This window comes from Collinsella aerofaciens (assembly GCF_015555045.1).
GTDB classification, from domain to species: domain Bacteria; phylum Actinomycetota; class Coriobacteriia; order Coriobacteriales; family Coriobacteriaceae; genus Collinsella; species Collinsella aerofaciens_W.
Genome location: NZ_JADNJQ010000023.1, coordinates 19,771 through 34,545, shown reverse-complemented (window position 1 = coordinate 34,545; position 14,775 = coordinate 19,771). Strand labels below are relative to the sequence as shown.

Below are 14,775 nucleotides of genomic sequence, written 5' to 3'. Positions count from 1 at the left end.
GTTTATCGCGAGTTCCGCACGAACAGGAGGCCACTTAATGTGGCCTCCGTCGTGAGCAGGACTGTAGAGCAGGAAACTTAGCCCGTGCCGGGGCCGCTGAGCCCTGACCGGCGGGATGGACCAGTTCAGATGGGGCTTTGATGCATGGGTGGTCTGTTGTTGTGCAAATGGGTATCATACTGTGGTTATTGCATCGACTCTGCGATGCATGTTTGTACGTTCCCGGCGGTCGGTTTGCCAGAAGCGCCCCGTCGGTTGTTCCAGACCCGTTTCGAAGAAAGGAAACCACACTAACCTATGGCAGCTAAAAAATCATCTCCCTTGAAGATCATCCCGCTCGGCGGCCTTGATGGCATCGGCAAGAACATGACGGTCTTCGAGTGCGGCGACGACATGGTGCTCGTCGACGCTGGTCTCATGTTCCCCGACGACTCGCAGCCCGGTATCGACCTGGTGCTTCCGGATTACACCTACGTTCTGGAGAACGAGGAAAAGCTCCGCGGCATCATCGTCACTCACGGCCACGAGGACCACACCGGTTCGCTTCCGTATCTGCTGCAGGACCTCAACAACAAGGTGCCTATCTTCTCGAGCAAGCTGACGCTCGGCTTTATCGAGGGCAAGCTCTCCGAGTTCCGCATCCGCGCTCCCAAGTTCCGTGAGGTCAAGGGCGGCAGCCACGTCAATCTCGGTGGCATCTCGCTCGACTTCTTCTCGATGACGCACTCCATCCCGGGCGCTCTGGGCGTATTCATCCGCACCAACCAGGGCACCGTTATGCACACCGGCGACTTTAAGCTCGACCAGACGCCTATCGACGGCGTCACGCCCGATTATGCCGCTATCAGCCGCTTTGCCAAGCAGGGCATCGACCTGCTGTTGTCCGATTCCACCAACGCCACGGTCCCCGGCTTTACCAAGTCCGAGGCCGAGGTTGGCCCCAATCTGCTGCATGCCATCAAGAATGCTCCGGGCCGCGTGTTCGTCGCGTCGTTCTCGAGCCACATCCATCGTCTGCAGCAGATCTGCGACGCCGCCCGCAAGTGCGGCCGCAAGGTCGTCGTGACCGGTCGTTCCATGCTCACCAACACCCGCGTGGCGCGCGAACTCGGTTATCTCAACATCGACGATGCCGATATCATCGATGCCTTCGATATCGATAACCTGCCCGACGACAAGATCGTCGTCATGTGCACCGGTTCGCAGGGCGAGCCGCTGTCGGCCCTGTCCCGCATGGCCAACGGAGAGCACAAGACGCTCTCCATCCACGAGGGCGATACCGTTATCCTCTCGGCAACGCCGGTCCCCGGTAACGAGAAAGCCGTCCAGCAGGTCGTCAACAGCCTAGCCAAGCTCGGCTGCGACGTGTGGGATAAGAACCGCGCTCTCGTTCACGTCTCCGGTCACGGTAGCCAGGAGGAACTCAAGCTACTGATGGCCATGGCCAAGCCCACCTACTTTATGCCGGTTCACGGCGAGGCCGTGCATCTGCGTGCCCATGCCCAGCTTGCTCGTAAGATGGGCATCAAGGATGATCACATCTTTATCCTCGATAACGGCGACACGCTCGAGATGCGCGGCGGTATCGTCAAACGCGGTACGCCCGTCGAGTCCGGCGTCGTCTACGTCGACGGCCTGCGTATCGGCGATACCGACCCCATCGTCCTGCGCGATCGTCAGAAGCTCGCCAACGACGGTATGGTTACCGCTGTTGCCATCGTCTCGCTCAAGCACAAGAAGATCGAGGCCATCGAGTTCTCGGGCCGCGGCGTCTCGTTTGCCATCGACGACCAGTTCTCCGAGGATGCCTCCGCGTCCATTATGAAGACGATCGAGAAGGGCAAGTTTAGCTTTACGAGCAGCGGTTCCGATGCCATTCGCAAGGCCGTGCGCGATTCGCTCTCTAACTTTATCTGGAGCCGTACGCGCACCCGTCCGATGATCATCCCGGTCGTCATGGAGGTTTAGTTTGGCGCGCGGATCTGCACAAAACGCCAAAGGCAATAAGGCCAATAACCAACCGCCATCTGCTAAGGGTGCCGGTTCCCATCTGCGTGCCAATAAGGGCCACGAGGCGGACTTCGACGATTTTGAGCCCTTGGTGGAGCCCTCGGCCAATCGCGATATCGCCGGCGTGGTCATTGCCGTTTTGGCGATTGCGTCCTTTATTGCCGTGATTTCTCCGGCAACAGCGCCCGTGACGGCTGCTGTTGCCGGTTTTTACCACCTGGGCTTTGGCCTGGGCGCCTACGTGCTGCCGATCGTCATTTTGCTGTTTGCCGCCACGCTCTTTTTAGGCGAGGACTCGCCGCTCAACGTGCGCTCTGTTGCGGGCGGCGCCGTGGTCTTTATCGCCGTCGTCTCCATTCTTTCGCTGATGGTGCCGGGTACGAGTGTCTCGTGTGACCTTATGTTCACGCCGCAAAATTTGTCCGCCTCGGGTGGCTACATCGGTGCGTTTATTGCGAGTGCGCTGCAGAATGCCCTGGGTAAGCCTATCGCGATGGTAGTCCTGTTGGGCCTTGTCGTCGTGGGCTTGGTCATCATCGGCTTTTCGGTGGGTGGCGTGCTGCGCTCTGCCCGCGACCGCGCGGCCGATTTTGCCGAGCGCCGTCGTGCCGATGTTAACGCGAGCCCGTGGGGTGACGACGAAGCCCTGTCGGTGCCCGGCGTTGCCCGTCCGCACCTGAGCATTCTTCGTCAAAAGGGCTCCGATGCTGCCGTGACCACGGTCATGGGCAACGATGCGGACCCGGTTTTGGACGATGACGACGAGGACGAGGATCCGTTTGTCGACGTGTCCGATGCCGTGGAAGCTGAGCGCGCTAAGACGACGCTGTTGCCGCGCCGCCACGCCAAGAAGGGCAAGGCTGCGCCTAATCTCAATACGAGTGAGCCTGACCCGTCTTGGTCCGATAGCGAGATTGAGCTCACCGAGGGCGATGACGAGGACGACGAGGCTCCGATTGAGACCGCAAAGACAACTTTGCTGCCGCGTCGCCATGCAAAGCGCGACCAGGTAACCGGTCAGCTTTCGATGGAAGACGACCCCGATAAGATCGACGAGTCCGAGCCGCCGTTTGCCGTGAATCCTGTCTCGGCAACACCTCAGATTCCCGACTTCTTGAAGCATCCCAAGGTTGCCGATACGGCTGTCGCGGGCGCTGCCGAGGCGCCTACTCCTAGCGATGGGGGAGCGGTCAATGCCCCCGCGGATAACGAGGGCGAAGAAGAGGACGGCTTCAAGCTTCCGCCGCTCGAGATCCTGCACGCCAACCCGCAGTCGGCGTCCTCCGCGTCATCTGACAAGGAGCTGGAACAGACTGCCGAGTCACTGCAATCCACCTTGCTTGAGTTTGGCCGCAGTGCCCGCGTGGTCGGCTGGATCGCCGGCCCCACGGTGACGACCTTTAAGCTGCAACCTGGCGAGGGCGAGCGCGTGAGCAAGATTTCGAGCCTCGAGGACGATATCGCGCTTTCGCTCGCTGCTCAGTCGGTGCGCATCTTTGCCCCGATCCCCGGTACCTCGCTTGTGGGTATCGAGATCCCCAATCGCAAGCGCCAGAACGTCAACTTGGGCGACGTGCTGCCCTATGTTAAGGGCGGTCCGCTTGAGCTTGCCATCGGCCGCGATGCAGAGGGCACGCCGGTCGTCGCTGACCTTGCCAAGATGCCCCACCTGCTGATCGCCGGTACCACGGGTTCCGGTAAGTCGGTCATGATCAACTCCATCATCACGACCCTGCTCATGCGCGCCCTTCCCGAGGACGTTCGCCTGATCATGGTCGACCCCAAGCGCGTCGAGCTCGCAGGCTATAACGGCCTGCCTCACCTTTACGTGCCCGTAGTGACCGAGCCCAAGCAGGCCGCGAGTGCCTTGCAGTGGGCGGTGTCCGAGATGGAGCGCCGCCTGAAGGTCTTCGAGCGCCTGAACGTGCGCAAGATTTCGACCTATAACGAAAAGCAGGCCGCCGGCGAGTTTGAGCATTACGATAACCCGCCGCAAAAGATGCCCTACCTGGTCATCATCATCGACGAGCTTTCGGACCTGATGATGGTTGCCGGCAAGGATGTCGAGGCGTCGATTGTGCGTATCGCCCAGCTGGGTCGTGCCGCCGGTATCCACCTTATCGTGGCGACTCAGCGTCCGAGCTCTAATGTGGTGACGGGTCTCATCAAGGCAAACATTACCAACCGTATCGCCTTCAACGTCGCAACGGGCATCGACTCCCGCGTCATCATCGACCAGATGGGCGCCGAAAAGCTCACTGGTTTGGGTGACATGCTGTTCTCAAAGGTCGACTGGGGCAAGCCTCGCCGTATCCAGGGCTGCTTTGTTTCGGATGACGAGATCAACGAGATTGTCGAGTTCGTCAAGTCGCAAAGCGAGCCCGACTACCACGAGGAGATCCTGTCGGCTGTGGCACCTGCCTCCATGTCCATGGCAGGTGGCGGCGGCATCGTGCGCACCGGCGTTGCCGAGCCTCAGGACGACGATCCGCTTATCTGGGAAGCCGCTCATATTGTGGTGGAATCGCAGCTGGGCTCCACATCTGGCCTGCAACGCCGCCTGAAGGTTGGCTATGCGCGCGCCGGGCGTATTATGGACATGCTGGAAGAAAAGGGTGTCGTCGGACCGCCCGACGGTTCCAAGCCGCGCGAGGTCCTACTGGATGAAGAAGGCCTTGCCGCGCTGGAATCCGTCGACGCTGAGATGGCACGTGAAGATCGTGAGTTTGGAGGATTCTGATGGCTGCACGCTTTGGTGACATGCTGCTCGAGCAGCGTCGCCGAATGGGCCTTTCCATTCAGCAGGTCGCCAACACCATCAAAATCAGGCCGCAGATCATCGAGTTTTTCGAGAATGGCAATTTTGCATCGATGCCTCCGCGCGGCTATGCGCAGGGCATGATTTCGAGTTATGCGCGCTTTTTGGGCCTCAATCCGCGGGAGGTCGTCAACGCTTATTTTGACGATCTGATGGCATATGAGCGCGAGACGTCGCAGCAGGGCGGTCGTTTTCAGGACGCCGCAGGCTACGTCAATTCGCGCTCCTCGGTTGACAACGGCCGCTTCCTGATGGTTCAGGGCGGGCGTTCGACGCGTTATGGCCAGCGCCCTCAGCAGGCTGGTTATGTTACCGAGACGGGCTCGAGCGAGGAGATTCGTTCCCAGCGCGATCGTTTTCGTAGCACGCCGGCGCCCGAGGAGCGCGCACTCCCCGCTGCCCGCGGTGTCGCACGTGACCCTCGTGCGGGCTATGGCGATGGTGGTTATTCCGATCGCGGGTACCGTGGCGTTTCTTCCGGTCGTCCGCGCGGTGGCTATACAGATGCCGATACTACACAGGTGACGCCTCGCCTTCGATCCCAATCGCAGCCTTATAGCCAGCGCTCCTCAGTGCCTCGTTCGGGCCAGCGCAACTACCAGGGTCGCGGCGAGCTCGCCCCCCGCTCAGGCCAGCGCAATATGCAGCGCCAGGGCAGCTATCGTGGACGTTCCGACAATAACCGCGGTCGCATGCCCCAAGGCACTGGTCGCGGTGGTTCCAATCGTGGACGCGGCGGTGGTAGTGCTCCCCAGAACAACAGTCTCGACCCTCGTATCGTTTACGCCGGTATCGGTGCCGTGGCGCTGCTGCTGATCGTGCTCATCGTGGTGCTCCTGCGTGGCTGCGGCTCCTCGGCGCCCGAGTCGACGCCCGAGACGCCCGTTGCCACCAAGACAACGACTAAGAAGTCTTCCAAGAAGACCGAATCCGTCGATGAGGATACCGATGAGACGACGGATGAGTCGACCGATTCGGACGCCGCCAAGACGACGGCCAAGAAGGAGGAGAACGAGGTCACAAAGGTCAAGATCTCCGTTGCCAAGGGCAAGACTGCTTGGATTGAAGTCAAGGTTGATGGCAAGTCTGTCTATGGCGCCCAGGCGACCGGTCCCTTTGAGCAGGAATACACGCCCGAGTCCTCGATTGAGATCACCACGTCCAAGCCTTCCGATGTCACCGTTACCAAGAACGGCGAAAAGGTCCGCTACGACACTAAGACGTCGGGCGTGGCACGCGTGACGATTACCGTTCCCAAGAAGGAGACGACCGAGTCCAAGGACGGCGAGAGCTCCGACGGCACCGATGGCACCGATGGCACCGAAAGTACCGACGGAACTGATGGAACCGATGCCCAGTCCATGGACGGCACCGATACCGCCACCGACGGGCAGACTACGCCCTATTCAGACGACTATTCGTACGACAGCTACTAAGCCGCTCGTAAGCGAAAGGATTAACCATGGCTAAAGATTCCAGCTTCGACGTCGTGTCCGAGGTCAATATGCAGGAGGTCGACAATGCCTTCCAGCAGACCACGCGCGAGATTTCCCAGCGCTATGACCTGAAGGACTCCGGCGCTACCATCGAGCTTTCGAAGGGCGACAAGCTTTTTACGATCAACGCCCCGGCCGACTTTGTCTCCAAGCAGATTATCGATGTCCTGAGCTCCAAGCTCATCAAGCGCGGCATCGATCTTAAGGCCGTGTCTTGGGATGCGCCTCAGGCTGCATCGGGCGGTACCGTGCGCGTGCTCGGTCACATCGTCGAGGGTATCGACCAGACGACTGCCAAGAAGATCAATAAGGACATCAAGGATCAGAAGCTCAAGGTCAAGGTGACGATTGAGGCTGACAAACTGCGTGTTTCCTCTGCTTCCAAGGATGCGCTGCAGGCCGTGATCCAGTTCCTGCGCGACCAGGACTACGGTCAGCCGCTGCAGTTCACCAACTACCGCTAATTCATTCGAAAGGACCGCTCTCCAACATGGATACTCCGTTGGGCTCTGTACTCTATATCACCCTCGGGTGCGCCAAGAACGAGGTCGATACCGACCGCATGCGTTCGCTGCTGACCGCCGCGGGCTACGAGGAGGCATTCGATCCGCAGGATGCCGATATCGCCATCGTTAATACGTGCTCGTTCCTTGCCTCTGCAACGTCCGAGAGCATCGAGACCACGCTCGAGCTTGCCAACGAGGTGCAGGACGGCGTTCGTTCTTGCCCGATCGTCATGTGCGGCTGCGTGCCGTCACGCTACGGCGATGACCTGCCCGACGAGCTGCCCGAGGTCGCGGCCTTTGTGAAGGCCGACGAGGAAGACGGCATCGTCTCTGTCATTGATGACGTTTTGGGTGTCGAGCGCGAGATTGCCGCCTATATTCCGCAGGTCAAGCGCACTGTTGAGGGCGCTGTCGCCTACGTCAAGATCTCCGATGGCTGCAACCGCTTCTGCAGCTTCTGCATGATCCCGTATATCCGCGGTCGTTATCACTCGCGCAATGCCGAGAGCATTATCTCCGAGGTACGCGACCTGGTCGCCGGCGGCGTGCGCGAGATCGTTCTGATCGGTCAGGACACGGGCATCTGGGGTACCGACTTTGCCGACGAGGACCTCGCCGAGGGCGTGCCGCGCAATCTGGCGCAGCTGTTGCAGGCCGTTGCTGAGGCGGTGCGTCCTCATAACGTCTGGGTCCGCGTGCTCTACCTGCAGCCCGAGGGCATGACCGACGAGCTTATCGAGACCATTCGCGATACGCCCGAGGTGCTGCCCTATATCGATATCCCCGTGCAGCACTGCGACGCGCGCATCCTCAAGGCCATGCGCCGCTCCGGTTCGCGCCAGGAGCTCGAGGACCTGTTCCGCGACCTGCGCGAGCGCATCCCCGGTATCGTGATCCGCTCCACGGCCATGGTAGGTTTCCCGACCGAGACCGACGACGAGTTCCGCGATCTTATCGACTTTATGGACACCGTCGGCTTTGACTACACGAGCGTCTTTGCCTACTCGCGTGAGGAGGGCAGCCTGGCCGCCAAGATGGAGGGGCAGGTCGATGAGGAGGTCAAGCTCGAGCGCGCCCAGGAGGCTATGGACCTGGCCGAGTCGCTCGGCTTTGCCGCGACTGCCGCGCACGTGGGCGAGCGCGCCCAGGTGATCGTCGACGGTATCGAGGAGACCGAAGACGGTGCCGAGCTCATCGGACATGCCTGGTTCCAGGCGCCCGATTCCGATGGCGCGGTGCATCTGGATGCCAGCGAGGCATCTGTGGGCGATATTCTGACGGTCGAGTTTACCGATAGCTTCTGCTATGAGCTTATCGGTCATGTTGTGGAGTAGGAGAGCGTCGTGGCTAACGAGAGCAATAAGGAACTGACGAGTGTCTGGACGCCCGCCAACATCGTGACGTGCGTGCGTATCGTCTTTATTCCGGTGTTCATGATTGTGTCGGCGCTGTCTCACACAAGCGTTGCCGGTACGGATTGGAGCACCTTCGACGGCCCGCTCGCCGCCGCCGCCTTTATTCTGTACGTCATCCTGTCGTGCACCGATAAGGTCGACGGCTACCTGGCTCGTTCGCGCAACGAGATCACCGACTTCGGTAAGTTCCTGGATCCCATCGCCGATAAGTTGCTCGTGTTCTCGGCCCTGCTGCTGTTCTTGGACTTTGGTGCCGTTACTGTGTGGTCGGTGTTCATCATCCTGTTCCGCGAGCTGCTGGTGAGCGCCCTGCGCATGGTCGCGAGTGCGGCCGGTGTGGTCGTTGCCGCCGATAAGCTCGGCAAGTACAAGACGGCGACCACGATGGTCTCCATCTGCGGCTACCTGTGCGTCTTTGCGATGACCGGCCTCCAGTTGGGGCCTGCGGAGCTGTTGCTCGGTCTCTATGGCGTCTCACGCTTCCTGTACGCCGTGGCCGTTATCCTGACCGTTATCTCGGGCGCTCAGTACTTCTGGAACTGCCGCAAGATCGTCTTTTCGGTCTAGGTCCTGGTGGGCATGACGAAATCATTTGAGCAGATTGCCGCGCACAATGAAGAGCTCGCAGCCGATATCGTCGAGCGTGCAAGCGTTCGTGGTGTGACGGTTTCGACGGCTGAATCTCTAACAGCGGGCATGATCGCCTCGACGATCGCCGATATCCCCGGTGCCTCGGCGGTGCTGCGCGGCGGTGCGGTGACGTACTGCGACGAGATTAAGCATCGCGTGCTCGGCGTTGAGCAAGAGACGCTCGACCGCTATACCGCGGTGTCGTACCAGACGGCGCGGGAGATGGCTGCCGGTTCGCTGGAGCTGTACCAGAGCGATATTGCCGTGAGCGCGACGGGCTATGCCGGCCCCGGTGGAGGCACCGAGGACGATCCGGCTGGAACCTTTTATATTGGCTGGGCGTATCGCTCGGCCAATGGGGGAGCGCCTGTCGTGGACTCCATTCGTTGTCACTATGAGGGCGATCGTTCATGCGTCCGTGCCCATGCGGTCGCTGAGGCACTGGGTCGCATTGTCTACGTGCTCGATTCTATGGAATAGACGTGTTTTAAGGGGCCTCCGGGTCCCTTAATTGTGGAGATAGGGACCTCTGGCGAATTTGCTCTATGTGCAGGTAGTTGGCGTAATCTTGCTCGTCGTGCCTTGCTCGGTTCGCCTGCGGTCAAGTTTTTGGTCAGTGTTTGGTTGGCGTTTGGTTGGGTTTTGGAAAGGTCGGCTGCATATGATTTATCTGAACGGTTGACCACGAACAGCCGTTCGTTTATTATCGATGCAGGTTGTTAAGAGGAGGGCTATTCATGGCCAAGAATTCAGGTCCCGTACGTACCGTTCATGCTCGCACGACGGGTAAAGAGCGCGATGAGATGATCGCCACCACCAAGGCCGAGATCGAGAAGAAATTCGGCCAGGGTTCCATCATGAGGTACGGCGACGGTGGTCCCGAGCTCGAGGTCGAGGCCATTCCCACGGGCGCCCTGGCCCTCGATGCCGCTCTGGGCATCGGCGGCGTGCCGCGCGGCCGTATCGTCGAGATTTACGGTCCCGAGTCCTCCGGTAAGACAACGCTTTCGCTCGAGATTTTGGCAGAGGCCCAGGCTATGGGCGGTGTCGTGGCATTTATTGATGCCGAGCACGCGCTCGACCCCACGTATGCCGCGCGTATCGGCGTGGATATCGATGAGGTCCTCATTTCCCAGCCCGATACGGGCGAGCAGGCGCTCGAGATCGTCGACATGCTCGTGCGCTCTGGCGCCATCGACGCCATCGTCGTCGACTCCGTCGCCGCTTTGACTCCGCGTGCCGAGATCGAGGGCGAGATCGGCGATACTACGGTCGGCCTTCAAGCCCGTCTGATGAGCCAGGCGCTCCGTAAACTCGCCGGTTCGCTCGCCAAATCTAAAACGACCTGCATCTTCATTAACCAGCTGCGCGAGAAGATCGGCGTCATGTTCGGCAACCCCGAGACTACGACGGGCGGCCGCGCCCTCAAGTTCTTCTCGTCGGTGCGTATCGATATTCGCCGCATCGACAGCATTAAGCTCAAGGACGAGGTCATTGGCAATCGCGTGCGTGCCAAGGTCGTTAAGAACAAGGTGGCCGCTCCGTTCCGCTCTGCCGAGTTCGACATCATGTACGGCACGGGCATCTCTAAGGAGGGCTCGATTCTGGACATGGCCGTCGAGTGCGGTATCTGCAAAAAGATGGGCTCTTGGTTTGCTTACGGTGAGGACAAGCTCGGTAACGGTCGCGAGGCCGCAAAGGCCTTCCTGCGCGAACACCCCGATTGTGCCGACGAGATCGAGCATAAGGTTCGTCTCGCCTGCGGCCTTGAATTCGATGACGATGCTCCGTCCGAGGTCGAGCTGACCGATCAGCCCGAAACTGAGGAGTTCGATGAGCTTTACGCCATCGATGGCTCCGCGATGCTCGATGATGACGACGAGTAACGGATGCTCTCATGTCGTATTCGGTGACCGAGGCCACGGTCGTCTTTCCCGATAAGAAGGCGACCTCCTCGTTCTCGAGTGGGTATGCATCAAAAAAGCCTTGTGCACATATCGACTGCGAGCTCGAGGGCGGTTATGAACGATCCATCTGGATTCCTGTTCGTGTTGCGCGCCTGTTTCTTAAAAATCGCCCCGATCTTCCCTGCGATTGGGATGAGTTTCGCGAAGCGGTACAGCTCATTGAGCGTAAATGCGCGCTTACCATGGTGACTGAGATGCTGTCGCGCCGTGACCATGCCACGGGTGAGGTCCGTGACAAGCTCGCTCGTTACGGATTTCGCCAACCCGCAATTGATTTCGCCGTCCAGCGTGCCACTGAGTATCGCTTTTTAGATGAGAACCGCTTTTGTTCGTACTTTATCGAGGAGCGCAAACGACGTGGCTGGGGACAGCGCAAGATTGAGACCGAGCTCAAGCGCCGCCATGTCGTGCTCGATGATATCCCCGGCTATCCCGAGGATTATTTTGCCGTGGAGGACGACTTGGCTCGCGCATCGGCTTTACTCGCGAAGCGTCGTGTTCCCGAGACACGTGGATTCGAAAAGCTCGTCCGGTTTTTGATGGGTAAGGGCTTTTCGTACCACATCGCCGCCGATGCCGTTAAGGCGCGTCTCGATGCCGAACATGAGGAATGTGCAGTTTAGACACATGTGGTTTGCGTACCCGCCGTTCACCGCGTTTTAATCGCCGTACCGGGTCCATTTATTTGACAGTTGTTACGGTTCAACGTACGATAAACACTGTCATTTGCTTTGTGATATGTGCTCATCTTTGATGAGTTTGTTTATATGTTTATCTGTATCCGACCCGCATAAGCTGCGCCCATATTACTCAAATGTCGCGAGCCGTTCGCAAGGACGGTTCGCTTTGTTGTGTAACGAATCCATAAAAAGGAGTGAGCATGCCTATTATCGCAGCGCTCGTTGGCATCGTTTTGGGTGCCATCGCCGCCATTGCCTACATGCGCACCGCCAAGCAGGGTAGTCTTCACGAGGCCGACGAAAAGATCCAGTCGGCTCACGCACAGGCTGAGTCCCTAATCGGTGATGCAAAGCGTCAGGCCGAGACCCTCAAAAAAGAGGCTCTGCTTGAGGCAAAGGAAGAGATCATCAAGAATAAGCAGGCTGCCGAGGCCGAGGACAAGCAGCGTAAGAGCGAGATTCGTACGCTCGAGAACCGTGTGATGCAGCGCGAGGAGTCCCTCGATCGCCGCAACGATGCCCTCGACAAGCGTGAACATCAGCTGTCCAGCCAGGCTGGCCAGGTCGAGAAGCGCTCCCGTGAGCTTGAGGAGCTTTGCGCCAAGCAGACCTCGGAGCTCGAGCGCATCGCCGACCTGACCCGCGAGGATGCTCACAAGGAACTCCTCGACAAGGTTCGTGGCGAGGTTACCCACGAGGCCGCTACGATCATCCGTGAGTCCGAGCAGCAGGTTCGCGCCGAGTGCCACAAGACCGCCCAGGAGATCTTGTCCCTGGCGATTCAGCGCTGTGCCGCCGATCACACCGCCGAGGTCACCGTTACCTCCGTGCATATTCCGTCTGACGACCTGAAGGGTCGCATCATCGGCCGCGAGGGTCGCAATATCCGCACGTTCGAGCAGGTTTCCGGCGTCAACCTCGTGATCGATGATACGCCCGAGACCGTCGTGCTTTCGAGCTTCGATCCGGTCCGTCGCGAGACCGCCCGCGTCGCCCTCGAGAACCTTATTGCTGACGGCCGCATTCATCCTGCCCGTATCGAGGAGATGTATCACAAAGCCGCCGACTTGGTTCAACAGCGCGTGCGCGAGGCTGGCGAACAGGCTGCCTTCGATACCGGTATCCACGATCTGCACCCCGAGATCGTTAAGACCCTTGGTGCTCTGCGCTACCGCACCTCGTTTGGTCAGAACGTGCTCCAGCACTCCCTCGAGGTTTCCGACCTGTGCGGCGTGATGGCTTCCGAGCTTGGCCTGGACGTTGTGACCGCCAAGCGCGCCGGCCTGCTGCACGATCTTGGCAAGGCTATCGACCATGACGTCGAGGGTCCGCATGCCGTTATCGGCGCCGAGCTCGCCCGTCGCTATGGCGAGAAGCCCGTTATCGTTCACGCTATCGAGGCTCACCACGCCGACGTCGACCCCAACACGGTGCTCGATGTTCTGGTCCAGGCTGCCGATGCCGTTTCTGCCTCTCGCCCCGGTGCCCGTCGCGAATCGGCCGAGAACTACATCAAGCGCCTTGAGAAGCTCGAGGAGATTGCCAACTCCCATGACGGCGTCGAGCGTACCTATGCCATGCAGGCTGGTCGCGAGGTCCACGTCATGGTTCAGCCGGACAAGATCTCCGATGCTCAGTCCACGGTCTTGGCTCATGACATCGCCCATCAAATCGAGGAAGAGATGGAGTATCCCGGTCAGGTGCGCGTCGTCGTGATTCGCGAGAGCCGCGCTGTCGATATCGCTAAATAGCATGAACGACGCGAACGAGCTCATCTCATTTATCGCGTCGATGTCGGGGGAGGGCAACCTTCGCGTCGAGGAGAACCTTGGCGAGGGGTATGTCCGCCTCCGCGTTTCGGAGGCCGAGCGGCGCCAGGCAAAGCACGACATCCAGCATGTCGAGGATATTGTCATCGAAATGCTGCGCAACGCTCGTGATGCCGGCGCCGACAAGGTCTATCTCGCCACGACCAAGGAAGACGGCGTCCGTACGCTCGTCTTTCTGGATAACGGCTCGGGCGTGCCGCAGGATATGCAGGAGCGCATCTTCGATGCCCGCGTTACCTCCAAGCTCGAGAGCATGAAGATGGATCGTTGGGGCGTTCACGGTCGAGGCATGGCATTGTTTTCGATTAAGCAGAACACCGACGAGGCACGCGTTGTCACGTCGGATGTTGACCTTGGCTCGGTCTTTAAGGTGAGCGTCGCTACCGACCGCCTTGGCGAGCGCGCCGATCAGTCCAGCTGGCCTCAGGCTGTGAAGGACGAGGACGGTCACTATGTCTGCGCCCGTGGCCCTCACAACATCATTCGCGCCGCCTGCGAGTTTGCCCTCGAGGAGCTGCGCGCCTGTGATGTCTATCTGGGGTCACCGTCCGAGATCGCCGCGACGCTGCATGCGCAGGCCTCAAACCGTCTCGATGCTTCTCGTCTTTTGTTTATCGATGACGAAGCCGAGCTTCCGGTGGTCGATCGCCTGGGTCTTGCTTCGGATGCGGAAGACTTTATCCGTATCTGTTCGGGTTTGGGCCTTGAGATGTCCGAGCGTACGGCTCATCGTATCTTGGCTGGCCAGATTAAGCCCGTTCGCGGTGTGACCGCACGCCTGCTACGTGAGCGCGATTCGTCCTCACATGCGTCCGCTCCGGTTGATCTAGCCAAAGATCGTCGCGGGCTGCGTATCGCCAAGGACGACATGGCGCAGTTCTCGCGAGCAGTGGAGCGCGACTTTAATGATCTTGCATCGCGGTACTATCTCAACCTTTGCGGCGACCCCAAGATTCGTGTTTCGCGTGATCGCATCACTGTGACGTTCGATCTTGCCAAAGAGGAATAGCATCTTTACCGAGTCCGTTCGGTACGATACAGTTATTGCAGTTAAAACGTACTTTTAAACGCAGGAGTTTCTTCATGGATTGCCTGAAGGTATCAAGCAAATCATCGCCAGCGTCCGTTGCCGGCGCCATTGCCGGCATGGTCAAAGATGGCGTTCCCGTCAATATTCAGTGTGTCGGCGCGGGTGCCGTCAATCAGGCCATTAAGGCTGTGGCCATTGCACGCGGCTTTTTGATTCCGACCGGGTTTGATATTTCCTGCGCGCCGGTGTTCTCCGACATCCTCATCAATGGGGAGTCGCGCACGGCCATCCGTCTTTCTATTTACGTTCATCAGATTAATCGAGCTGCTATGGATAACGTTGTGATGGACGACGTTAAGCCTGTGGCATAGCGTGTTTGCTCTTTGCCCGCGCT

12 protein-coding genes are annotated in these 14,775 nt (G+C 59.5%); all 12 read left to right on the top strand.

The genetic code is table 11. The features are described 5' to 3' along the window. Positions 1-297 precede the first annotated feature (297 nt). On the top strand, positions 298-1,968 hold the full coding sequence (locus I2E45_RS08025) for a ribonuclease J (protein ID WP_117654800.1): 1,671 nt from the start codon (positions 298-300) through the stop codon (positions 1,966-1,968). Position 1,969: 1 nt separating this feature from the next. Beyond that, the gene (locus I2E45_RS08020) at positions 1,970-4,750 is read left to right on the top strand and encodes an FtsK/SpoIIIE family DNA translocase (protein ID WP_229058891.1); all 2,781 of its coding nucleotides are present in this window, start codon (positions 1,970-1,972) and stop codon (positions 4,748-4,750) included. Beyond that, positions 4,750-6,264 carry a helix-turn-helix domain-containing protein gene (locus tag I2E45_RS08015; RefSeq protein ID WP_195445512.1) on the top strand — a complete coding sequence of 505 codons (1,515 nt, stop codon included), beginning with the start codon at positions 4,750-4,752 and terminating at the stop codon, positions 6,262-6,264. The genes I2E45_RS08020 and I2E45_RS08015 overlap by 1 nt, the downstream gene beginning before the upstream one ends. 26 nt (positions 6,265-6,290) lie before the next feature. Further along, positions 6,291-6,788 carry a YajQ family cyclic di-GMP-binding protein gene (locus I2E45_RS08010; protein ID WP_117583197.1) on the top strand — a complete coding sequence of 166 codons (498 nt, stop codon included), beginning with the start codon at positions 6,291-6,293 and terminating at the stop codon, positions 6,786-6,788. A gap of 26 nt (positions 6,789-6,814) precedes the next feature. Continuing rightward, complete coding sequence (rimO, locus tag I2E45_RS08005) at positions 6,815-8,164, top strand: 30S ribosomal protein S12 methylthiotransferase RimO (protein ID WP_195445510.1); 1,350 nt, start codon at positions 6,815-6,817, stop codon at positions 8,162-8,164. 9 nt (positions 8,165-8,173) lie between these two features. Then, on the top strand, positions 8,174-8,812 hold the full coding sequence (pgsA, locus tag I2E45_RS08000) for a CDP-diacylglycerol--glycerol-3-phosphate 3-phosphatidyltransferase (protein WP_195445508.1): 639 nt from the start codon (positions 8,174-8,176) through the stop codon (positions 8,810-8,812). A 12-nt stretch (positions 8,813-8,824) separates the two neighbouring features. After that, positions 8,825-9,355: a CinA family protein gene (locus I2E45_RS07995; protein ID WP_195445506.1), complete on the top strand. Its 531-nt coding sequence runs from the start codon at positions 8,825-8,827 to the stop codon at positions 9,353-9,355. A 257-nt stretch (positions 9,356-9,612) separates the two neighbouring features. Next, positions 9,613-10,761 (top strand): recombinase RecA, encoded by a 1,149-nt coding sequence (recA, locus tag I2E45_RS07990; RefSeq protein ID WP_271741986.1) that lies wholly within the window; start codon positions 9,613-9,615, stop codon positions 10,759-10,761. An 11-nt stretch (positions 10,762-10,772) separates the two neighbouring features. Then, positions 10,773-11,465 carry a regulatory protein RecX gene (locus I2E45_RS07985; RefSeq protein WP_195445503.1) on the top strand — a complete coding sequence of 231 codons (693 nt, stop codon included), beginning with the start codon at positions 10,773-10,775 and terminating at the stop codon, positions 11,463-11,465. Positions 11,466-11,722: 257 nt separating this feature from the next. Next, positions 11,723-13,273, top strand: a complete 1,551-nt coding sequence (gene rny, locus I2E45_RS07980) for a ribonuclease Y (protein WP_115596193.1) — start codon at positions 11,723-11,725, stop codon at positions 13,271-13,273. Between the two features lies 1 nt (position 13,274). Further along, entirely contained in the window at positions 13,275-14,360 is a 1,086-nt protein-coding gene (locus I2E45_RS07975) for an ATP-binding protein (protein ID WP_195445501.1), read from the top strand. Positions 14,361-14,434: 74 nt separating this feature from the next. After that, positions 14,435-14,752, top strand: a complete 318-nt coding sequence (locus tag I2E45_RS07970; protein WP_006235982.1) for a stage V sporulation protein S — start codon at positions 14,435-14,437, stop codon at positions 14,750-14,752. Positions 14,753-14,775 lie beyond the last annotated feature (23 nt).